The 21,603-nt window shown below is 54.6% G+C and carries 17 protein-coding genes and 2 riboswitches; of the genes, 9 read left to right on the top strand and 8 right to left on the bottom strand.

All coding sequences use genetic code 11. The annotated features are described in order from the left end of the window. The first annotated feature begins 1 nt into the window (after position 1). Positions 2 to 97: riboswitch (glycine riboswitch) on the top strand. A 3-nt stretch (positions 98 to 100) separates the two neighbouring features. Further along, positions 101 to 200: riboswitch (glycine riboswitch) on the top strand. 86 nt (positions 201 to 286) lie between these two features. From gcvT to gcvPB, 3 genes are read left to right on the top strand one after another with little or no spacing between them, the layout of a single operon-like run. Then, positions 287 to 1,408, top strand: a complete 1,122-nt coding sequence (gene gcvT / locus NSQ73_RS00750; RefSeq protein ID WP_340985116.1) for a glycine cleavage system aminomethyltransferase GcvT — start codon at positions 287 to 289, stop codon at positions 1,406 to 1,408. Continuing rightward, positions 1,408 to 2,760 carry an aminomethyl-transferring glycine dehydrogenase subunit GcvPA gene (gcvPA, locus tag NSQ73_RS00745; RefSeq protein ID WP_340985115.1) on the top strand — a complete coding sequence of 451 codons (1,353 nt, stop codon included), beginning with the start codon at positions 1,408 to 1,410 and terminating at the stop codon, positions 2,758 to 2,760. Before gcvT ends, gcvPA begins: the two co-directional genes overlap by 1 nt. After that, entirely contained in the window at positions 2,757 to 4,217 is a 1,461-nt protein-coding gene (gene gcvPB, locus NSQ73_RS00740; protein WP_340985114.1) for an aminomethyl-transferring glycine dehydrogenase subunit GcvPB, read from the top strand. Before gcvPA ends, gcvPB begins: the two co-directional genes overlap by 4 nt. A gap of 117 nt (positions 4,218 to 4,334) precedes the next feature. Here the strand turns inward: gcvPB and NSQ73_RS00735 are convergent, their stop codons facing one another. Further along, positions 4,335 to 5,141 carry a LuxR C-terminal-related transcriptional regulator gene (locus tag NSQ73_RS00735; protein ID WP_340985113.1) on the bottom strand — a complete coding sequence of 269 codons (807 nt, stop codon included), beginning with the start codon at positions 5,139 to 5,141 and terminating at the stop codon, positions 4,335 to 4,337. A 215-nt stretch (positions 5,142 to 5,356) separates the two neighbouring features. Between NSQ73_RS00735 and NSQ73_RS00730 the strand changes: the two genes are divergently transcribed. The 4 genes from NSQ73_RS00730 (at position 5,357) to NSQ73_RS00715 (ending at position 8,568) form a co-directional block, all read left to right on the top strand. Continuing rightward, positions 5,357 to 5,707, top strand: coding sequence for a hypothetical protein (locus NSQ73_RS00730; protein ID WP_340985112.1), 351 nt, complete (start codon positions 5,357 to 5,359; stop codon positions 5,705 to 5,707). 202 nt (positions 5,708 to 5,909) lie between these two features. Further along, a complete protein-coding gene (locus tag NSQ73_RS00725; RefSeq protein ID WP_042140186.1) occupies positions 5,910 to 6,926 on the top strand; it encodes an ABC transporter ATP-binding protein in 1,017 nt (338 codons plus the stop codon). Between the two features lie 15 nt (positions 6,927 to 6,941). Continuing rightward, entirely contained in the window at positions 6,942 to 7,751 is an 810-nt protein-coding gene (locus NSQ73_RS00720) for an ABC transporter permease (protein WP_340985111.1), read from the top strand. Between the two features lie 19 nt (positions 7,752 to 7,770). Continuing rightward, positions 7,771 to 8,568: an ABC transporter permease gene (locus NSQ73_RS00715; RefSeq protein ID WP_340985110.1), complete on the top strand. Its 798-nt coding sequence runs from the start codon at positions 7,771 to 7,773 to the stop codon at positions 8,566 to 8,568. A gap of 406 nt (positions 8,569 to 8,974) precedes the next feature. Here the strand turns inward: NSQ73_RS00715 and NSQ73_RS00710 are convergent, their stop codons facing one another. The 6 genes from NSQ73_RS00710 to NSQ73_RS00685 all read right to left on the bottom strand — a co-directional run bounded on the left by NSQ73_RS00710 (position 8,975) and on the right by NSQ73_RS00685 (position 17,562). After that, positions 8,975 to 9,160 (bottom strand): hypothetical protein, encoded by a 186-nt coding sequence (locus NSQ73_RS00710; RefSeq protein ID WP_340985109.1) that lies wholly within the window; start codon positions 9,158 to 9,160, stop codon positions 8,975 to 8,977. A 551-nt stretch (positions 9,161 to 9,711) separates the two neighbouring features. Then, complete coding sequence (locus NSQ73_RS00705; RefSeq protein ID WP_340985108.1) at positions 9,712 to 12,729, bottom strand: efflux RND transporter permease subunit; 3,018 nt, start codon at positions 12,727 to 12,729, stop codon at positions 9,712 to 9,714. A gap of 238 nt (positions 12,730 to 12,967) precedes the next feature. Then, complete coding sequence (locus NSQ73_RS00700) at positions 12,968 to 14,122, bottom strand: cation:proton antiporter (protein ID WP_340985107.1); 1,155 nt, start codon at positions 14,120 to 14,122, stop codon at positions 12,968 to 12,970. A 165-nt stretch (positions 14,123 to 14,287) separates the two neighbouring features. After that, positions 14,288 to 15,451 (bottom strand): ABC transporter permease, encoded by a 1,164-nt coding sequence (locus tag NSQ73_RS00695; RefSeq protein WP_340985106.1) that lies wholly within the window; start codon positions 15,449 to 15,451, stop codon positions 14,288 to 14,290. Then, on the bottom strand, positions 15,444 to 16,610 hold the full coding sequence (locus tag NSQ73_RS00690) for an ABC transporter permease (RefSeq protein WP_340985105.1): 1,167 nt from the start codon (positions 16,608 to 16,610) through the stop codon (positions 15,444 to 15,446). The genes NSQ73_RS00695 and NSQ73_RS00690 overlap by 8 nt, the downstream gene beginning before the upstream one ends. Positions 16,611 to 16,626: 16 nt before the next feature. Then, a complete protein-coding gene (locus NSQ73_RS00685; RefSeq protein ID WP_340985104.1) occupies positions 16,627 to 17,562 on the bottom strand; it encodes an ABC transporter ATP-binding protein in 936 nt (311 codons plus the stop codon). 216 nt (positions 17,563 to 17,778) lie between these two features. On the opposite strand from NSQ73_RS00685, the gene NSQ73_RS00680 reads away from it, so the two are divergent. Continuing rightward, complete coding sequence (locus NSQ73_RS00680; protein WP_340985103.1) at positions 17,779 to 18,939, top strand: sensor histidine kinase; 1,161 nt, start codon at positions 17,779 to 17,781, stop codon at positions 18,937 to 18,939. 52 nt (positions 18,940 to 18,991) lie between these two features. Continuing rightward, positions 18,992 to 19,651 (top strand): response regulator transcription factor, encoded by a 660-nt coding sequence (locus tag NSQ73_RS00675; protein ID WP_340985102.1) that lies wholly within the window; start codon positions 18,992 to 18,994, stop codon positions 19,649 to 19,651. Positions 19,652 to 20,261: 610 nt separating this feature from the next. On the opposite strand, the gene NSQ73_RS00670 is transcribed toward NSQ73_RS00675, so the two are convergent. Continuing rightward, on the bottom strand, positions 20,262 to 21,584 hold the full coding sequence (locus tag NSQ73_RS00670) for a PDZ domain-containing protein (RefSeq protein ID WP_445669475.1): 1,323 nt from the start codon (positions 21,582 to 21,584) through the stop codon (positions 20,262 to 20,264). Between the last annotated feature and the right edge of the window lie 19 nt (positions 21,585 to 21,603).

Genomic DNA, 21,603 nt, shown 5'->3' with positions numbered 1-21,603 from the left:
AATGATGGCATAGGGAGAGACTGACCCTTAGGGGCAGCGCCGAAGGAGTAAGCCCGGGATGGGTGAATCTCTCAGGCAAAAGGACCTTTGCCGGACGCATCTCTGGAGAGCATCCACAGCCTGGACAACAGGAAACGGATCACCAACGGGGAAACCTGCGGGCAGGATAGCAGGGTAACTCTCAGGTACAAAGGACAGAGCGAACGTCTATTGATGCATGTTTGATGTGCATTGATGGACTTTCGCCTGTCCTTTTTTGCATGTAAACAGACTAAGGGGTGACACGATGGAGTCTTTGAGAAGAACGCCTTTTTATGATCTCTATGCCGCTTATGCGGAGTCCAGATGCATTGATTTCGGCGGCTGGGAGCTGCCGGTGCAGTTTACTGGCATCGTTAAGGAACATGAAGCGGTCCGCCAGCAGGCCGGGCTGTTCGATGTATCGCATATGGGTGAATTCATGGTTGACGGCAGCGGCGCTGAAGCCTTCCTGCAGCAGATGACCACCAATGATGTCAGCCGCCTTGCAGACGGCGCGGCGCAGTATACCCTGATGCTCTATCCGAGCGGCGGCGTAGTAGATGATCTGCTCGTCTACCGCCTGGGCCATGAGCGCTATATGCTCGTCGTGAACGCCTCCAATATCGACAAGGACTTCCAGTGGCTGCAGGAGCATCTCACCGCTGAATTCAGCGGTGTCAGCCTGAAGAATGTCTCTGATGAGACGCTGCTGCTCGCTCTGCAGGGGCCGCTGGCTGAGACGATTCTGGCCGAAGTTACCTCTGCCCCGCTCGCAGAGCTGAAGCCCTTCCATTTCATCGAACACGCCGAGGTCTGCGGCGTTTCTGTACTGCTCTCCCGCACCGGCTATACCGGTGAGGACGGCTTTGAGCTGTACGCCCCGGTCCACACAGCAGCTGCACTCTGGAATGGTCTGCTGGCCGCAGGCGCGCCGCATGGCCTGACCCCTGCCGGACTCGGCGCACGCGACACGCTCCGCTTCGAAGCCAAGCTGCCGCTGTACGGCCAGGAGCTCTCGGCGGATATTACGCCGCTCGAAGCGGGTGTCCAGTTCTTCGTGAAGCTGGACAAAGCCGGTTTCATCGGCCGTGATGCCCTGCTGAAGCAGAAGGAAGCCGGCCTCCCGCGCCGCCTTGTAGGCCTTGAAATGATCGACCGCGGGATTCCCCGCTCCCATTATCCCGTATATGCAGACGGTGTGAAGATCGGTGAAGTCACAACCGGCACACAATCACCGACGCTGAAGCGGAATCTCGGACTTGCCTTGCTGGATGCTGCCTATACTGAGATCGGCACAGAGGTGTATGTGGAGATCCGCGGCAAACAGCTGAAGGCTGCCGTGATCAAAGCCCCGTTCTACAAAAAGAGCCAAGGAGTGAAGCCGTAATGAAGCACCGCTATCTGCCTATGACGGAGCAAGACCGCGCAGAGATGATGGAAACTGTCGGGATTCAGTCCATTGATGAGCTATTCGCTGACATTCCTCAATCTGTCCGCTACCAGGGAACGATGCCAATGTCCGGCCCGCTGGACGAATATGCACTGCTGCGCCATATGAAGGGTCTGGCTGACAAAAATGCCGACTTTGATACCCATGCCAGCTTCCTCGGCGCTGGCCTCTATGACCACCATATTCCTGTTGTCATTAACCATATTATTTCCCGTTCGGAATTCTATACTGCCTATACCCCTTATCAGCCGGAGATCAGCCAAGGCGAGCTTCAAGCGATCTTTGAATTCCAGTCGTATATCTGTGAGCTGACCGGTATGAAGGTCGCTAATGCCAGCATGTACGATGGTGCCACTGCCTTCTCCGAAGCAGCCGTGCTTGCCGCAGGCGCCACGAAACGTAAAAAGCTGATTGTCTCCCGTACGGTACACCCGGAAGCACGCCAAGTACTTCGCACTTCCGCCAATGCCTGGGGCCTGCAAATCGTGGAAATCGATTATAAGGACGGGGTTACCGATCTTGCCAAGCTGGCTGAGGCCATTGATGCCGATACTGCCGCCGTTCTGGTCCAGTCGCCCAACTTCTTCGGCGGCATCGAGGAACTGCGCCAGATTGAGCCGCTGATCCATGCGGTCAAAGGCCTCCTTGTAGTCAGCGCGAATCCCATTGCACTCGGCGTGCTGGAAACGCCCGGCAAGCTGGGCGCCGACATCGTAGTCGGCGATGCACAGCCGCTGGGTATCTCTGCATCGCTTGGTGGACCAACCTGCGGATTCTTCGCGGTTGCTGAACCGCTGATGCGCCGCATGCCGGGCCGGATCGTCGGCCAGACCGTTGACCGTAACGGCAAGCGCGGCTTCGTCTTGACCCTTCAGGCGCGTGAGCAGCATATCCGCCGCGAGAAAGCGACGTCGAATATCTGCTCCAACCAGGCGCTGCTGGCGTTATGTGCTTCTGTCTACTTGTCCGTCATGGGCAAGGAGGGCATGCGTGAGGTTGGTGAGCTTAATATCCGCAAGAGCCATTACGCCGCCGGACGGCTGGCTGAAATCACCGGTGCAGAGCGCGTCTTCACCGCCCCGTTCTTCAATGAATTTGTCCTGAAGCTCCCGGAGGGCAGCAGCGTCAGTGAAGTGAACTCCAGGCTGCTGAAGGCAGGCTATCTGGGCGGCTATGATCTGGGCCGCGAGTATCCCGAGCTGGCCGGACATATGCTGGTTGCCGTGACTGAGAAAAGAAGCAAAACCGAAATTGACGAATTCGCCACTGCACTGGAGGGCTGTATATGAAACCGGAACAAACCCTGATCTTTGAATTAAGCCGTCCCGGCCGCTCGGCGTACTCTTTGCCTCCATGCGATGTGCCGCAGGAAGAGAGCATCAGCTCACTGATTCCTGAGGGCCTGCTCCGCAGCGAGCCCGTAGTGCTGCCGGAGGTATCCGAAGTGGATGTTATCCGCCACTATACTGCCCTGTCCCGGCGTAACTTCGGGGTCGATAACGGCTTCTATCCGCTCGGCTCCTGCACGATGAAATATAACCCGAAGATCAATGAAGATGTCGCCCGCTTCCCCGGCCTTGCCAAGATCCATCCGTACCAGCCGGAAGAGAGCATCCAGGGTGCACTTGAGCTGATGTATACGCTGCAAAAGGATCTCGCCGGACTGACCGGCATGGATGCCGTCTCCCTGCAGCCTGCCGCCGGAGCCCATGGCGAATGGACCGGCCTGATGATGATCCGCGCCTACCATGAGAGCCGCGGCGAGGTCCGCACCAAGGTCATCGTGCCGGATTCCTCGCACGGAACCAACCCGGCCAGCGCCGCAGCCGCCGGACTCGACACCGTCACCATTCCTTCCAATGATAAGGGAATGGTCGACCTCGAAGCACTGAAGGCGGCGGTCGGCAGCGACACCGCCGCGCTGATGCTCACGAACCCGAGTACTCTCGGACTGTTCGAGACGCAGATCGTAGAGATCGCCGCGATTGTCCATGAAGCCGGCGGTCTGCTCTATTATGACGGAGCGAACTCCAACGCCATCATGGGCATCACCCGCCCGGGCGACATGGGCTTCGATGTGGTCCATCTCAACCTGCACAAGACGATGAGTACTCCGCACGGCGGCGGCGGTCCGGGAGCCGGACCGGTCGGCGTGAAGGCGAAGCTGATCCCGTTCCTGCCCCAGCCGTCGGTGGTGCAGAACGAAGACGGCAGCTTCTCGCTTGACTCCGGCGGGCCGCAATCTATTGGCCGCGTCAAAGCCTTTTATGGCAACTTCGGTATTCTGGTCCGCGCTTACGCCTATATCCGCACCTACGGCCCGGACGGACTGCGCGAGGTGTCCGAGAACGCTGTGCTGAATGCCAATTACATGATGCACCGTCTGGCACCTTATTTCGAAATTCCATTCCCGGGTGTCTGCAAGCATGAATTCGTCATGTCCGGCAGAAACCTCAAGCAGTACGGCGTACGTACCCTGGATGTGGCCAAACGGCTGCTCGACTTCGGCTACCATCCGCCAACTGTGTACTTCCCGCTGACCATAGAGGAATGTATGATGATCGAGCCGACTGAAACCGAAAGCAAGGAAACGCTGGACGGCTTCATTGAGACGATGATTCAGATCGTTAAGGAAGCGCAGGAGACACCTGAGGTCGTTATTAATGCACCGCATACCACAGAGATCAGCCGTCTGGATGAGACCCAGGCCGCGCGGAAGCCGGTACTGAACTGCTCCTGCGGCTAAACGCCACTGGCGGCAACGCGCAGGCGAAATGACTTCACCGCAAATAAATAGCCGGGCAAGCGATACGCTAGTATCACTGCCCGGCTATTCTTATGTATATATAGCGTTGCGCGCCTTCTAGGGCGTTAGCCGTTTGACGAACTGGAAGCGGTCATTCACCCGCATTTTACTGTAAATACTCTTCAGCATATTCCGAACCGTGCCTTCACTGATGCCCAGATCACTCCCGATGTGCAGCGCGCTTTTCTCAAGTAACCACAGCCGTGCTACATCCTGCTCCCGCGCTGTCAGCTTATATTCCTGTAAAGTGGCTTCCAGGCGGTATTGCTGCATCTCCGGGTTCTTCTCCATCCACTTCTCCATAATATTCTCGGCAATCTGCTGCACGAACGGAATGGCGAATTCAATCGGTTCTCCTCTATTAAAAGAAATGTCCACATATCCGAAGACGGTATCCTCATTCTGCAGCGGAGCACACACACAGTTCCAGTTCTGGAAGGCCTGGTCGGAATGTTCCGCCCCCCGCACTACCCCGATGCAATTCATCTCCATGGCCAAGGATACGGCATTCATGCCCGAGCGCTGCCTGCATAAGCTAACCCCCGGACGCAGCTCCGCCTGTTCCATCTCATCCCGGGTAACCGGAGAAGAGCAGACCAGCTCCAGAATGGTACCCGCCTTGTCCGTCAGGAATACAACATAAGGAATAGAGAGCAGCTGGCTTAATTTATTCATTTCACTGCGGATGGAAGATATCATGGCTCTATGATAGATATGCTCTTTCGATTCTTCTGGAAAAGAAACCCCGGACTGCCCGCTATGTAATTCGATTTGCTCTGCGTCAAGCGGCCGGAAAGCTTCAAGCTGCTGTGCTTCCAAATCTCCGGGCACGCTCCATGCTCTCGATTGATCAAAGATTCTCACGACGATCCTCCTCCATTTTTACCATTTCCTATATAACCGATTTTAAAAGAAAGTATTATAACATACAATCACGGAATAAAGAACATTCAGCATTGGACCTGTAAATGAACCTGCAAGCGCTGTAAAATAGAAAAATCTGCAGTCAAAAATCACCAGTGAAAACGGCTATGTTGTCCTGTAATAAGGACCGTACCCTTTCAGCAAGGAGGTTCTACATGCTTCGCATCGGCTATATCTCGGCAGTCCTGAATCTGGCAACCGCTATGGTATCATTCATGCGCTTCGGCAGTAATTATGCGCTGGCGATCATGATCAGCTATACACTAATGTTCTTCCTGGGTTACAGGCTGCTGCGCTCCAAAAGCAATCTGGCCCTAATCCCGCTGCTCACGGTCAGCTGCTCCTTCCTGATGTACAACGTGGTCTATGTTCTATTGAAGCAGATCAACCTTGTAGACCTGTACGCTGTAGACTGGAGACTGGAAGTTCAGCTGTTGCTGCCACTATTAATAGGGTTACTCCTCAAAGCCATTCTCGAACGAAGCGGCAAATCCCGGTTAGTCTAGTTAACCAGGGTAGCCGCTTTTTTGCAGCATCATTCGCCATAATAATCTAAATAAATATATTCATTCGATGGATTGTGATAGTTTTCGACATTGCCGCAGTGATATATTTATTCATACGTCTTTTACATAGATTGGGATTCAGAAATTTATATGCTGCGAACAAGCGAACGCGCTTTCAAAGTAATTTCCAGGAGGGTTAGCCTTGAGTATTATTGAAGCCAGAGGGCTGAGCAAGTCATTTATGCAGGCAGTGAAGGAGCCGGGCCTGGGGGGAGCGGTTAAGCACCTCTTCCTCCCCCGGCATATTGAGAAGGTGGCGGTTAAGCCGCTGGACCTGAGTGTAGAAGCAGGCGAGACGGTGGCTTACGTGGGCCCGAACGGTGCAGGCAAATCGACCACCATCAAGATGCTGACCGGAATCCTCATGCCCTCAGCCGGCACTGTTTCTGTAAACGGTATCAATCCGTACAAAAAAAGAATGGATAATGCCGCCCAGATTGGCGCCGTGTTCGGCCAGCGTACCCAGCTGTGGTGGGATATCCCGATTGTGGAGTCTTTTTCGCTGCTGAAGGATATTTATCAGATTCCTGGCGCCGTCTACAAGACGAATATGGAGCTGTTCACTGAAATGCTGGGAATGAGCGAGTTCATCCATCTCTCTGCCCGGAAGCTCTCCCTGGGTCAGCGGATGCGCGCCGATCTGGCCGCAGCCCTGCTGCATAACCCGCCGATTCTGTATCTGGATGAGCCGACCATTGGCCTCGACGTATCCGTGAAGCAAAAAATCCGCGAGTTCATCAAACAGATCAACCAGGAGCAGAACACTACGGTGATGCTGACCACCCATGATCTGGGGGATATTGAGGATCTGTGCAAACGGCTGATTATCATCGACCATGGGGCGATTATTTATGACGGCAGTCTGAGCGAGGTGAAGGCCCGTTTTGCCAAAAACCGTGTCATTTTCTTTCAGGTCGGATCACCGATGCCGGAGTTATATGCGCAGCTTGCGCAGACACCGGGAATGAAGCTTGCGCAGCAGAGCGCGCAGGAATTCTCGGTCTCTTTTGACCGGTACGAATATACCGCCAGTGAAGTGGTGGGCCGGGTGATGAGATATGGCGAGGTCGTCGACTTCCGGATGGAAGATACTAATATTGAGCAGGTCATCAAGGCCGTCTATGACGGCAAGCTGGATCTGACCGGAACCGGGGAATAAGGAGGTTTACACACGATGATGACTGCTGCCCAGTTTAAAATGTACAGAAGTATCGCGAACCGCTCCCTGCAACGGGTTTTGGCCTACCGGATTTCTTACATCATTACCTTTCTGGCGAACTCTATCAATCTGCTGGCCATTTACTTCCTGTGGCAGGGCATTTACAGCGGGCGGGAGGTGGTAGGCGGCTATACCTGGGACCAGATGAAAACCTATCTGCTGGTTACCTTCCTGGCCAACTCTGTGTTGTCCTGGTATTCGGAATCGGCTATTTCCGGCAAAATCCTTGACGGCAGCGTCGCCGTAGACCTGCTGAAGCCGATCGATTTCCAGACCGCAAGATTCGCGGAAACCTTGGGCTCGAGCCTGCTTGAAGGCGGCATGAGTACGGTCCTGCTGATCCTGTTCGCCACCTTCCTGACCGGAGTCACCTTTCCGGGTTCGCTCTCTGTCTATGTCTTGTTCGCAGTCAGTCTGCTCGGTGCAATCGTGGTGAAATTCGGCGTTGTCTATCTGGCAGCACTTTTATGCTTCTGGTCCACCGGATCGATGGGCATCGTCTGGACACGGATTGCTCTGACCAATCTCCTGTCCGGAGCTTTGGTGCCGCTGGCCTTCTTCCCGGATTGGCTGGAAAAGCTGGCTCTCCTGCTGCCCTTCCAGGCCATCATCCACACGCCGTCGATGATCTTTCTGCAGCAGGCGGATACCGAGGAGAGTCTGCGGCTGATCGGTATTCAACTTTTCTGGGGGGCAGCACTCTGGATTGCCGGCAAGGCAATGTGGAACTGGGCGGTACGCCAGGTGACCATCCATGGAGGCTAAGGCAGGAGGAGGCCGCAGAATGAAAATGTCCCAAATGCTCTACCTCTACAAACGGCTGTATGTGCAGCAGCTTAAAGCGATTTTGGAATATAATAAGGACTTCTATATTTTGATGTGCTCTGCCGCCTTGACACAGATTCTGGGTTTTGTCTTCCTCTGGGTGATCTATGACCGGATTCCGGATATTAACGGCTGGAAGTTCTGGGAAGTTACGTTTATGTACGCCATGATTTTTCTGACGGAGGGCATCGGCTCTTTGTTCTTCGAAGGCACCTGGTGCCTCGGGCGGCTGGTCAACATGGGCGAGCTGGACCGTTATTTGCTGCGGCCGGTGCCCGTTGTCCTTCAAGTGTTCTGCACCGGGATCGGCATCAACGGACTCGGTAATCTGCTGATTGGCGGAGTGATCGTCTGGCAGTCGCTCGTGCATAGCCCGGTTCACTGGACGCTGGGCAAAGCCGCCATTCTGATCCTGCTGTTTCTGACTGCGGTCATCATCCGGGTATCGATCAACCTCGCGGGGAATTCCGCCGCCTTCTGGATCCGTAATGCGGGCAATGCCTTTCCGCTGATGGTGCATAACCTGTCCGATCTGGCCAAATACCCGATTACCCTGTTTCCGCAGGCGATCCGCATCTTTATTTCTACTGTGCTGCCCTATGCGTTCATCAGCTTTTATCCGGCAACTTATATTTTCGGCAAAAGCGGATGGTCCGGCTGGTGGCTGCTCGCCCCTGTTGCGGCAATAGGAAGCGCGGCTGCGGCTTATGGTATCTTCCGGTATGGATTGTCTAAGTATGAGAGTACGGGGAATTGATGGCGAAATAACAGCAACAACCTTTAACAAGTTGGAGTAGGATATACGTGAGCACTCGGGTGGACGCTCCGCAAACGGAACGTTGTTCCAATCGCTGCCCAGTCCAGATTTTATTATTTTACCTTATCGGTGAAAATCCGGACACAAAGGCGACCGCTAACGCTTTTACACAATCGTTCCGTCCGCTCCGCTGTTTAAGCGGGAAACGGGTTTACACCTTTAAACACATAAATGCCTGAACACCTGAACACTGCAAAAAAAGAGACCTCCCTTTATAAAATCGGAAGTGTTAGCAACCGGTTCAATAGGGAGGTTTCTTTGTGCATACTGATAGTATTTCCGCTTTGCCTACTGTGCAGTAAATTGCCGCTTGCCCAGATCTAACTCATATACATGTGGCTCCGGTTCAAGGATCACCGCCAGCGCCAACCGGCGGGTACACATCCGCTTCCTTGAAGCTGATCTTATCGAACTCCAGAACATGGTGAGATGGCCGCACGAATAAGAATGCAGGCAGCTCTAATAGTAACTGATCCTGATGGTCTCCCCTGTAGATGATGGTCTCGTAGCAGACAACCCGCAACTCAAGCACGATGCCCGGCTGCTAAAGTCGCATTCCTCGAAAATCCTGCCCAAAATACAACAATCCCCTCATACAAACGGCCGTATTTCAAAATTGTTGTACAAAAGACAACAATCCCGCTCATCCCGGCGGCTTAGCGGAACAATTCTTGCATTTCATACAACAATCTTCCTAAACACCCGTGTATCCTTAAGTCAAAGTTGTAATACGTACAACATTTTTGCCTACGCAGTGTGAACTTGAGATTCTCAACCCTGCCAGCAATGCATCAGTTATGAGAAATTGAACGATTTCCCATGCCCCCCCTCTGGCGATCAACCGCCTGCTTGTTTGGTTATAGTCTCAAGTGCTGACTGGTTTGGACAATGCTAACGAGGAAGACTCCACTGCCACCCAGCAGACAGCGAAGAGCAATGCGGACAATCCCGCACTGCTCTCATGACTGCACTCATTCCGCTCATAGCGGTTCCTATTCCTGTTTAGAAATTGCTTCTTCCAGCCGTCCTATTGCTATCCACTCTTCCATCCTGTGTTCTTCTTCCCACAGCCTCATCCCGTATTTAGCTGGGCAGCTCAGCCGATGCCGGTGCTGCGGCAGCCTGCTTGCGCTCTTTGGCCGATTTGCGGAAATAGAGCAGCTCATAGATTGCCGGAACTACGATCAGAGTTAACAGGGTTGCCGCAGTCAGGCCGCCGATGACTACAATAGCCAGACTCTGCGAGACGATGCTTCCCTGCTCGGACTGCCCGAACAGGAGCGGCAGCATGGCGCAGACGGTAGCAATGGCCGTCATCAGAATCGGACGCATCCGCGTGCCGGCTGCCTCCAGAATGGCTTCGCGGACCGTCATATGCTCCTCATTATGCTTAATACGGTCGATCAGCACGATCGCATTGGTGACCACGATGCCGATGAGCATTAATGCGCCGAACAATGCGGTGAAGTCAGGGGTCACACCCGAGATCAGCAGGGCTACGATGGCCCCGATTGCTGCGAGCGGCAGGGAGAACATGATTGCAAGGGGCGCACGCAGCGTCTTGAAGGTCAATACCATGATCAGGTATACCAGACCAATCGAGATCAATGCGGTCATGCCCAGGTCGCTGAAATCTCCGGCCTGATCGGCCGAGGCACCGCCTGCGAAAAGGGTTACTCCCTCTGGCAAGGTAATGCTGTCAGTCGCTGCTTTAATATCTGCACCGATCTCCGAGACCCGCTTCGGATCTGCCTCTGCGGTAATCCGTACATAAGGCTTGCCGTCTTTATGATACAGCATTGCCGGCTGGTCAGTGACCGTAAGCTCTGCCACCTGTGACAGCGGCTGCGGGCCGGCGGATGTCATAAGCATAATCTTCTGCAGTTCCTCCTGCGATGCAGGCTGAACCACTGGCTCCAGCACTACTGAGGCAGGGGAACCATCCAGCTCGATCTGGCCCAGCGGAACCGGATTCAGCATCGCACTAAGCTGCATGGAGATTTCCTGGGCATTCGCCACAGCCGGATCTACTTTGAACGCAAACACCGGCTTGGTATCCTCCATGTTGCTGGCTACCTTCCCTACGCCTTCAATCGTTTTCACTTTGGCAGCGACTTCCCGGGCAACCGCATTAATGGCCGGAAGATCATCGCCCACAATATCAATGTATTCATTGGTTGAGCTGGAGCCCATCATACTGGCTGCTCCCACGGTCAATGCTGCTCCGTCATAAGAAGACTGCAAGCTGCGGATATGGTCCATGAATACCTGCGCATCTGCATCTTCCTTCATCATGACGGTATAATCCACTTGGGTCAGCGACACCACACTGCCCCATTGTGCCGAATCTGCGCTATTACCGGATTGCATAATGACGATCTCCGCCTGCGGCTGCTTCATCAGTTCAGCTTCCAGCTGCTTGCCGTTCTCCAGCACCTCTGATACCGGCACATTATTCGGATAGACCAGCTGAACGGTTACCGTGCTGGCATCTGTAGCATCGAGCGCCCCTTTGGGCATCGTGACATAGGCGCCAATGGACCCCACAAGCAGCAGCAGTCCGAGGGATAACGTAATCCACTTCCGCTGCAGATTCCACTCCAGGAAGCGGCTGAACTTGCGGGAAGGCTCATGCTCCTTCAAGGAGGAGCCCTTCAGCAGCAAGGAGCTGAGCAGCGGTACTACCGTTAAGGCAACTATTAGCGAGGTCAGCAGCGAGTAAGTGACAGTCAGCGCAAACGGCAGCAGGAAGGCTTGCAGCCCGCCGCGCAGCAGCCCCATCGGCAGGAATACAGCTACCGTGGCAACCGTAGAGGTAGTAATCGCCCGGGCGACCTCTCCAGTTGCGCTGACTACCATTTCGCGGGACAAGCGTTCTTTTTGCATCCGCCGGTAGATGTTCTCGATCACCACGATACTGTCATCCACCAGCCGTCCAACCGCAACGGCAACACCGCCCAGCGTAACTATATTCAGCGTGATCCCGGACACCTTCAGCAGGTACAAGGTAACCGCCAGTGAAAGCGGAATGGAAATCGCCGTAATCAGCGTTGCCCGTACATTGCGGAGGAAGATCAGGATCACAATCGTGGCGAATAAAGCGCCGAGCAGCACCTCACGCAGCATGCTGTTTACCGAGGTCACGACCATATCCGAAGTGCTGAAGATCATGGATACCTCGGCATTTTTGACGCTGGCGCTAAGCTCCTCTGCTGTACTGCGCACCTTGTCGCCCACATCCACCGCGTTGGCACTTGCTTCTTTGGTGATAATGAGAAACAGTACATCCTTGCCGTTCGAGCGGCTGACGCTTTCCTGGTCCAGCTTCGGCTCGACAGCAGCAATATCTCCCAGCGTCACTCCCGCTGCCACCGGCATCTTTTGAAGCGTATCAACGCTCTCAATGGATGAAACCACGTTCACATTGCCTGTCTGGCCGCCAATCGTCTGCTCACCTACAGATGCCGATACGCTGCGTCCCTGAAGCAATCCCATGACCTGCGCCGTGTTTACTCCCTTCGCCGCCATTGCTGCCGGATCAAGCTTCACCCGGACCTGCGGAGAAGTTTTGCCGTAGAGGGCTACGCTCGCTACACCATCAATTTTTTGCATCTCGGGAAGGATCTTGTTCTCGGCAATCTCCAGATTCTCCTTGGTGAGCCCTTCATCGAACGCTACAGTGACCTGCGACACAGGAATCATCGAGGTATTCAGCTGAATGATGAACGGGTCCATCACGCCTTGCGGGAATTGCAGGGCATGAACTGCCTTCTCAACCTCCTGCGCCGCTTCCTTCATATTGGTTTTGCCGTCAAAATAAATATCCACCTTGGCATAGCCGTCAGCGGAAGTGGACATCTGCTCCGTCTTGCCTTTCACCAGTGAGGTCGCAGCCTCAATCGGCTTCGTCACTTGCGTCTCCATCGCATGCGCATCCTGGCCAGGACCCAGAACCGCAACGGTCACCTGAGGATTATCTGCCTCCGGCATGAATTCCATCGGCAGCGAGGTATAACTCATGATACCGACCACAAGCGCCATAACCACCAGCAGCCCGACAGCCCCCTTATTGCCAAACGACCATTTCGTAAGCCATGTCATTTCTTTTACCCCTTCCATTTCATCAAATGTATTGAACTCTTTATGTCTGTTCTCTTATGTATGAGCTGCAGATTCTTGCTTAAGTGTAGAAGCTTTGGGCTGATGCCAAAACGGTCCGGCGGAGGGTTTCGTTCTCGGTCTTAAGGCGGGTGGCGGCTCCTTCCAGAGGTACAACGCAAAAAAGCCGCCCTGTAGAGGACAGCCTGTTAAAGAATAACCTGGTATCGCCGCATAGCAATTAAGGCGAATTCCGTACCGCTTCTTCCCGGAACATACTCTTTAGCAGCGGCGGTGTCACCAGTGTAGTAATAATTACAGCAATGATAACGCCGGTGAAATATTGCGGCAGCAGCAGCCCGCTCTCAAGCCCCGTGGCCGCAATGATCAGGGCGACCTCGCCTCTGGAGATCATTCCCGTACCAATGACCAGTGATGAGCGGGTATTGAAGCCGGTAAGGCGTGCGCCGATTCCGCCGCCAAGCAGCTTAGCCAGAATAGCGACCAGTGACAGCACCACCATGAATCCAAGCTGGCTGGCGAGGCCCTCAAAGCTGACACTGAGGCCGATGCTGACAAAAAAGACCGGCACAAACAGCGAGTACGCAATCGGCTCTACTTTGGACTCCACCACATGCTTGAAGGAGGTTTGTGCAATGGCAATCCCGGCAGCAAAAGCGCCGATAATTCCGGCCATCCCCATCATTTCAGCGAAATAAGCATATCCGAACAGAATCACCAGGGCGGCCGTGATCGTCGCTTCGGTCACCCGCAGCGGAGCAAGCCACCGCATCACCCGGGGGACAACCAGCCAGCCAGCAAGGACAGCGACGGCGAAGAACAGCAGTTTTTTGCCGATCAGCAGACTTATCGAAATATCATCGCCCGTACCAAAGAAGCTCATCAGCACCGCGAGCAGAACCACTACCAGAATATCATCGACAACCGCCGCACCCAGAATTGTGGAGCCTTCCGGTGTATTCAGCCGGTTCATCTCCTTGAGCACCTGAACGGAGATACTGACCGAAGTAGCACTCATAATCACCCCCAGGAACAGCGCGTTATGATACGCGAAGCCGAACCATTCCCCGATGGCAAAGCCGCCTGCGAACGGCAGGATAATACCGCCAACCGCTACCGCGAAAGCAGACTTCCAGTTTTTGCGCAGCTGATCGAGGTCTGTCTCAAGGCCCGCGATGAACATCAGCAGCAGCACACCGATCTCCGACATGTAGTGAATGAACTCGCCGTCCTGCACCCAGCCCAGCACCGCCGGTCCAAGCAGGATACCGACAATCAGCTTGCCCAGCACGGCAGGCTGCCCCAGCCGCACAGACAGTTCCCCGGCCAGCTTGGTGAATAACAGAATCAACAGCAAATATAAAATGAATTCCATGATGTACTCTACTCCTTTTGTCTATATTGGCCCCTAAAAAAGACAAAGAGGAGCCCTTGGTGACAGGCTCCTCCTAAAAACACATAAATATTCAGTTCGGGTCAAACTATTACCTCTAGTATAACTTTAATGATAATGGCTGTAAACCGCCATGCTTATTTAAGCTCAGCCACTGATTCCCGCTTCATTCGGACGCAGTATGGTGGAGCCAATCGTCAGCAGGACTGCCGCCATCAGGCCCAGAATGGCAAAAGGCAGCCACAGCTCGTTCCAGCCTCCGCCCGTTGCGGCGATATCTACCGCCTGGATGGCCCATTTCTGCGGTGTGAAATTAGCTAGCTTCTGCATATAATCCGGCATGATCGAGATCGGCCAGAAGCAGCCGCCCAGCATACAGGTGGGTATAAGGATCAGCGAATTGAGCATGCCGGCATTGCGCGGATTACGGATCAGTCCCGCTACGGTGCTGGCGATGCCCATGGATACCAGCATGAATGCGGCCAGAACCAGGAAGTAGAGAAACATCGGCATCTCATAATCGTAGCGTAGCACCCATCTCCCAAGCGAGAGCACCACGATGATCTGAATAATCCCTACGAGAAAGCTGCCTAGGAAATTGCCGAGGGCAATTTCGTAAGAGCGGACCGGGGCGCTGAACATCCGCATCATCGTGCGCCCCCGGCGGTCATCGTTGATCAGGGACACGGAGCTTGTCACCAGTGTCATCAGGAACATGAGCGTCAGACCGGTAATCACACCCAGCGTCTCCCGGGGGTATAAATCATAATCCGTACGAAGGCTTCCCACATGATGCTGCTCCGCCTGCTTCAGCACAGCAGCGAACTGCGCCTGCTGATCTGCTGCCGTGCCGCCGCTGAGCGCAGCAACGGCATGCGCAGCTTCAGCCATGTTTCCGGCAATCGCATTGACCTTCATCTTGACGATAATGGAGCTCTCGCTCGCGCGAAGCTCATAGATGCTAATCTTCGGCTTCTGCCCGGCAATCAGGGCGGCTGAATACCCCTCTGGAATCCATATCCCTGCCGCCCCCTCCTGCCCGATCGCCGCTTCCTTCAATGCCGCCTCATCCTTGCGCTGCTCTAACTTGTAATCGCCGGTCTGCTCCAGTTCGGAGAGCAGATGCTTTCCGGCAGCACCCTTATCCATATTGGCGTACAATATGGTCGCCGGACCATCGCCAACGCCCCCAGTGAGCGAAATGATTCCTGCAACCACAACACTGGGCAGCAGAATAAATATCAGCACCCCTTTGACAGAGCCCAGGCTTCGGCGGATCATATTCCAGGCAATGGTTATTATTTTATTCATGGTAGCCCACCTTCCGGTATGAGACAGTCATTACACACAGCAGAACTGCACAAATCAGACACATCACCCATAAGTTCGGCAGAATCTGCTTCAGACCGGAATGGAGCATCATGCGGATAATCGCCTGCTGTGCCCAATGGTTGACTGTGAATGCACCGATGCTGTTCACCCAGGAATCAGGAAGCGGAGCCATCCCCCCGCTGACGAAGGTCATCACTACGGCGAGAACATTAATAACATTCGTTGCACTGGCCGAAGTTTTGCTGAACAGGCAGATGACAATGGAGAACGTCATGGACGCGATGATCATCAACAGGCAGAACAACAATAGAAGTCCCGGCCGGTTGCCCCAGTATACACCGAACAGCCGGTCTGACAGCACAATGATCGCCAGACACTGAAGGATGCTGACCAGGCCTACCCCCAGCATTTTGCCGATAAACAGCTGGGAGCCCTTGACCGGCATCGAATTGATCCGAAAAAGCGTATGGTTCTCTTTATCACTGAAGAGAGAGCCCGTTACCGTCAGCCCGCTGTACAGAAGAAACATCATCAGCATGGAAGCCGCGTAGAACTGGGAGGCTGTATAGGTTTTACCCCCGTTATTCAGATCACCCATCACCACTGCCCCTGCCTCTGCCGTTACCGGAGGAACTGCAAGTGCTTCCGGCCCAAGCGCTACCGCTGCCGATTGCTTGTAATTGATCGTACTAAGAAAATTGTCAAAAGCCGTTCCCGCCACCAGATTATCGGTATGATCCTTGCCGAGAATAAACTCCAGCCGGGCGTGTTCTCCGCGCTGTACCTCTTCATCGAAGCCGGAAGGGACAATGACCGCATAGGCGTATTTGCCTGTACGAAGCCCGCTTTCTGCCGCCTCCCGGCTCTCTGGCTTGTGGGCGATGATGAGATCCTTCACTTCCGGTACCTCCAGAAAAGCGGTTATCATAGCAGAGGTCCCTGCTTCTCCGCCTGCGGCATTCACAACAGCTACCCGTACTGGGTCGATCTCATCGGCTTCTTTCACACCCACCACCCCGGAGAGCGAAGCCCCCAGCAGAAAGATCAGCACCAGCGGGAGCAGAAACATATTAAGCAGCATCGAACGTGAGCGGAACAATCTGCGCAGTTCATAGTTCATAATGGTCCAGGTATTCATCTCGCTGTCCCCCCCTCTAATCCCGTAATGTCCGTCCGGTCAGACTGAGGAACAACGTCTCCAGATCCGGCTCTTCAATGTTAAGGGAGGCAATTACCCCTTCATGCTTGGCGATAATAAACAGAATGTCCTGCAGCTCATTTTGTGAAGAAGGCAGATACATCTCCACAGCATCCTGCACAACCTCCACCCGGCTAATCCGTGGATGCTGACGAAGCTCGTTAATTAGAGCTTGAGTGATATTCGCCGCCTTAACTACGATTTTCTCCTCATGGGCTACCCGTTCCCGCAGCTCGCTTTCCGTGCCGCAGGCAATAATATGACCTTTATCCATAATTGCCACCCGGTCACAGACCGCCGCTACCTCCTCCATATAGTGGCTGGTATAGATAATCGTTGAGCCCAGCTTATTCAGTGTTTTGACCGATTCCAGAATGTGATTGCGGGACTGCGGATCAATGCCGACGGTCGGCTCATCCATAATGATCAGGCGCGGCCGGTGCATGATGGCACAGGCGATATTGAGGCGCCGTTTCATCCCTCCCGAGAAGGTGGACGGCTTATCCCTGGCCCGGTCGCTAAGACCTGTGAATTCGAGCGCTTCCTGGATCCGTTCCTTCAGCAGCTTCCCGCGCAGGCCATACAGCTTCCCGAAAAAGCTTACATTCTCTGCCGCCGACATATTCTCATATAAGGCCAGCTCCTGGGGGACAAGCCCTATACGCTTCTTAACCTCCAGCGGCTTCTCCCTTACGGACAGACCATCGATCGTAATCTCGCCGCTGTCCGCCTTAAGCAGACCGCAGATCATGCTGATTGTTGTGCTTTTCCCGGCACCATTAGGGCCGAGCAGACCGAATATTTCACCTTCCTGCAGACTGAAATTCACATGGTCCACGATCAGTTTGCTGTCATACCTTTTCACCACATCGGTTAATACCGCAAGTGCCATTTGCCATCGCTCCTGTTCCCTTAGTTCTCGTATTCCCATTGTAGCGCAATGAAGGCGCCGCCGAAGGTACAGAAGGTCATCCTCCAGAGGTGACCAAAGTCATCTCCTGAACGATGGCGCTCTTATGCTAAGATGGAGATACCTGAGAAGGGATAGAAGGATAAGTTGTCGCGTAAGACATATAAATTCATTTATTTTAAAAAAGGATGACCCTAATTGACCAGAGAACTGAATATGCTGCGTTACGGTCTCATTATCATTCCTGCAGTACTGTCTATCTATGTCTATGAGTACGCCGACTATGAACAGTTCACTCTTCATTTCCTCCTGCTGCTCCTGATCGCGATGCTTGGCACAAAACTGCCGCAGCCCTTCCCTCTGCTCACCAGGGGCATTGAGCTGATCTTCACAGCCTGGCTGTGTTACCAGTACAGCACATTGATGATTTTTCCGGCCCTGTCGGCGGTACTCTCCTATTCCTGGCTGCAGCGTAAGAACACGGCAATTGCCTTCTTCTGTATTCACCTGGTGCTGCTCAATGTTGCCTTCCGCGATGCCGCCCCGGCTGTGCAGGCGTTCACGAACCTCACCTTCCTGCTGGCCGCCGCACTGAATATACAGCTGATCCGGACAGGGCGCGGCCGCACAGATACCTTGTTTCTCTACGATGAGCTGCGCAAGAAGCATTTCGAGCTTGAGGAAGCACGCTCGCGTCTGCTCCAGTTCACCTCGCAGGTAGAGGTTGCCGCGCAAGCGGAGGAACGGGTGCGGATCGCACGCCAGCTGCATGATGATATCGGACACCGGTTAATCCGGGTCAAAATGATGACCGAAGCCGCCATCCATACGCTGCCGGCTGCTCCCGAAACTGGCCTTGGCATGATGCATCAGGTCCGGGACCAGCTCTCGGCCAGTATGGAAGATATGCGGGCTGCGCTGAAGCGGATCAACTATACGCCGCAGCTTGAAGGTGCGTATGCGCTCGACCGGCTGCTGGAGGAGGTAGGCCGTGATACCGGCATTGCAACCGCCTATACTGTGCAGGGAATTCCTTATCCGCTCTACCCGAGCATTCAGGTCGCGCTCTACAAAAACGCCCGGGAAGCCATCACCAATGCACTGCGGCACGGCAAGGCAGACTCTGTCTGGATTACCTTATCGTATAGGGATCACGAGATCATGATGGAGGCAGGAAATAACGGCCGGCTGCCCGAAGAAGACGCCCTGCATAAACTGCAAAGCGGCGGAGGCATGGGTCTAACCGGTATGACGGAACGCACCGTCCTGATCGGCGGGACCCTGGAGCTGCGGCCTGTGCCGCAGTTCACAGTCATTACCCGGTTGCCTGTGTACAGGCAAGGAGAGGATTTTCAGTAATAGTTATGGGCTGGCAGAGCCCCAATTACAGTGAGAAGGAGCTAAGCATAGGATGATTAAAGTATTGATCGTGGACGACGACTCTTTTATCCGTGAGAGCTTGAAGGTGCTGGTCGGGCTGGACCCTGAGATTGAGGTAGCCGGTACGGCAGGGGATGGCTTTGAAGCGCTCGCTTTGCTGGGGACGCCAGGCTGCGGGGCTGATGTCACACTCATGGATATCCGGATGCCGGGCTGCGGCGGTGTGGAAGGCACACGCCTAATCAAAGAAGCTTATCCGCACGTAGCCGTTCTGATGCTGACTACCTTCGACGATGATGAATATATCATTGAAGCACTGCGTAACGGAGCCAGCGGTTATCTGCTCAAGAACATTCCGCCGGACCGGATCATTCAAGGCATCAAGACTGTTCATGAGGGTAACATGCTCATTCATCCGGATATCGCCCGTAAACTGGCCGGCTTCCTCCAGCCGCCTGTCCGTCAGGAAGCCACCCATAGGCAGGCTCTGGAATCCTACGGGCTGACTAAAGCAGAGCTGACAATAGTGTCCTCGATTGCAGAGGGACTTACCAATAAAGAGATTGCCGGGAAGCTGTTCTTAAGCGAAGGCACGGTCAAAAACTATATTACCGATATCCTCAGCAAGCTCGGGCTGCGGGACCGGACACAGATCGCCATTCTCTATTTGAAGAGTCAGGGGATCGGGTAGGGGTTCGGGTAGGAGATCGTGGCGGCTCGGGGAGTACATGGGGAGCGGCACGGCAGTACATGCGGAGGCAGCGATTCCTCCTCAGGAGGGTAGTCTCGATTTCTGGAGACTTTAGGTTTTTCAGGTGGAGATAGAACGGGGACTTCTGTGGGACATTAAATTTGGCGTATACGAGATTGGAATGAACCATAGGTTGGCGGTTCGCCGGGTTTGGGTAACCGGGACATATTGTTGTACGTAATGCAGGAATTCTGCCGGATTGGCGGGTAAAATGTTGCATTGTTGTACTTTTTGCAGGATTTTCGCCGGATTGGCGGGTGCTGAGCGCATATTGTTGTATTTTTTGCAGGATTTCCACCAGATGAGCGGGTGGTGGGCGTATATTGTTGTATTTCATACAGGATTTCCATCGGATTGGCGGCTACTGAGCGTACATTGTTGTACTTTCTACAAGATTCTCGCTGGATTGGCGGGTTTGCGGGATGATGGTGTCTTCAAGTTGCATAATTAAGCAGGTATTCTCTCAACTTTCTCTAAAAAAGGCCAGTTCTCCCTGGATGATAATCAGGGAGAACTGGCCTTCACGGTTTCATTCAGTTATGCTGCCCCGTCAGACTCCGGCAGATTTCTGCTTAGCCTCCGCAGAGGCGGACGGCTTCTTCCGGCCCCGCCGCCCGGGCGTATGCCCCCGCTGGTGGGTTCCCGTCTGCATCCCGATGATGCTGAAGATGCTGGACGGCTTGGCCTCTGCGGTCACGCTTCCGTCCGGCTCCGGCACCAGAATGATGCCGAGCTGATGGTGATCGCCATCGTAGATCGCGCGCTGGAGGTATTTGCTCTCGCCTTCGCGGTTCAGCACCTCCAGCTTGCAGAACGCCGAATTCATGCGCAGCGCCTCATGCAGCTGCGCCGCGCCGGTCAACAGGACCCCGTTGACCTTCAGCAGGACCTCGCCGGGCAGGATGCCCAGCTCCTGCCCGGGGCTGCCCGGCAGCACGGCCAGCACCTTGCGGCCGGCCGGGGGATGCACGAAGACGGGACTGGTACTGCGCTCCTCCAGAGCGCTGTACCAGCTTAACCCTTCGTGCAGGAGCACTGCACTTAGCGCCGCGACCAGGGTCAGCGGGCTCCACCAGTCCGCAAGCAGGCTTAAGCCGAGCAGGACGATGCTGTATACCAGCAGCCGTCCTGAAGTGCGGGCCGCCTTGCGTCCGGGCAGCATGCCCTGGGTCATCTCGCTGAAGCCGATGATGACCGGCAGGGAGACCAGGCCCAGGCCCCCGCCCAGCAGCGGATGCCAGGGCAGTTCGCCGATTCCCGCACCCGGGGGAATCAGCAGGAACAGCGGCAGCGGCCAGAAGGCCTGCAGCTGGTAGCCGCCGACTACCTTGCCGCGCTTGCCGGCAAGGAAGAGCGGGGTCGCCAGCCTGGCGCCCTGCCAGCGCGCCAGCAGCGCTTCAGCCAGATGGAGCAGCGCGGCCAGCACCAGCAGCGCCGGGATATCCATCTCCCGCAGCGCCCCGGCAATCGTTCCCGCGGCTCCGCTCTGCAGCGTATCCGGAAAGAACGAAAGAACAAACTGTACAATTCCCAGCACACCTATAGAATACGCAAAGCATAAATAGCGCACACGAAAAAGCATTAATACCAGACTGACCACCCAGATGCAGGCTACAGCCGTATAGGACAAAGAGATACCCAAGGCTACAGCTGCTAAGGAAACAATAAGTCCCGCAACCCCGCCGGTCCACACCGTCCGCCATGTTTCCCGGCCCCAGCTGTGCAGCTTCACATGGATGAGCTTCCGCTCCAGCGCAACCTGCCTGCGGTAATAGAGTGCAATAAATATAAGAGCGATATAGTAATAAGGCTGAATCAGCAGATGAATGACCGCTGTACCCCAGCTAGCAAGCAGTTCCAACATCACATTCAAACCGTTCGTCACACTCCTT

The sequence above is a fragment of the Paenibacillus sp. FSL R10-2736 genome (assembly GCF_038000245.1).
GTDB classification, from domain to species: domain Bacteria; phylum Bacillota; class Bacilli; order Paenibacillales; family Paenibacillaceae; genus Paenibacillus_AQ; species Paenibacillus_AQ phytohabitans.
This window is presented reverse-complemented; position numbering and strand designations above follow the sequence as displayed.

What these genes read in the sequence shown, in the direction of transcription:
- gcvT (WP_340985116.1), top strand. Translation starts at nt 287, where the DNA reads ATGGAGTCTTTGAGAAGAACGCCTTTTTATGATCTCTATGCCGCTTAT.
- gcvPA (WP_340985115.1), top strand. Translation starts at nt 1,408, where the DNA reads ATGAAGCACCGCTATCTGCCTATGACGGAGCAAGACCGCGCAGAGATG.
- gcvPB (WP_340985114.1), top strand. Translation starts at nt 2,757, where the DNA reads ATGAAACCGGAACAAACCCTGATCTTTGAATTAAGCCGTCCCGGCCGC.
- NSQ73_RS00730 (WP_340985112.1), top strand. Translation starts at nt 5,357, where the DNA reads ATGCTTCGCATCGGCTATATCTCGGCAGTCCTGAATCTGGCAACCGCT.
- NSQ73_RS00720 (WP_340985111.1), top strand. Translation starts at nt 6,942, where the DNA reads ATGATGACTGCTGCCCAGTTTAAAATGTACAGAAGTATCGCGAACCGC.
- NSQ73_RS00715 (WP_340985110.1), top strand. Translation starts at nt 7,771, where the DNA reads ATGAAAATGTCCCAAATGCTCTACCTCTACAAACGGCTGTATGTGCAG.
- NSQ73_RS00705 (WP_340985108.1), bottom strand. Translation starts at nt 12,729, where the DNA reads ATGACATGGCTTACGAAATGGTCGTTTGGCAATAAGGGGGCTGTCGGG.
- NSQ73_RS00700 (WP_340985107.1), bottom strand. Translation starts at nt 14,122, where the DNA reads ATGGAATTCATTTTATATTTGCTGTTGATTCTGTTATTCACCAAGCTG.
- NSQ73_RS00695 (WP_340985106.1), bottom strand. Translation starts at nt 15,451, where the DNA reads ATGAATAAAATAATAACCATTGCCTGGAATATGATCCGCCGAAGCCTG.
- NSQ73_RS00690 (WP_340985105.1), bottom strand. Translation starts at nt 16,610, where the DNA reads ATGAATACCTGGACCATTATGAACTATGAACTGCGCAGATTGTTCCGC.
- NSQ73_RS00685 (WP_340985104.1), bottom strand. Translation starts at nt 17,562, where the DNA reads ATGGCACTTGCGGTATTAACCGATGTGGTGAAAAGGTATGACAGCAAA.
- NSQ73_RS00675 (WP_340985102.1), top strand. Translation starts at nt 18,992, where the DNA reads ATGATTAAAGTATTGATCGTGGACGACGACTCTTTTATCCGTGAGAGC.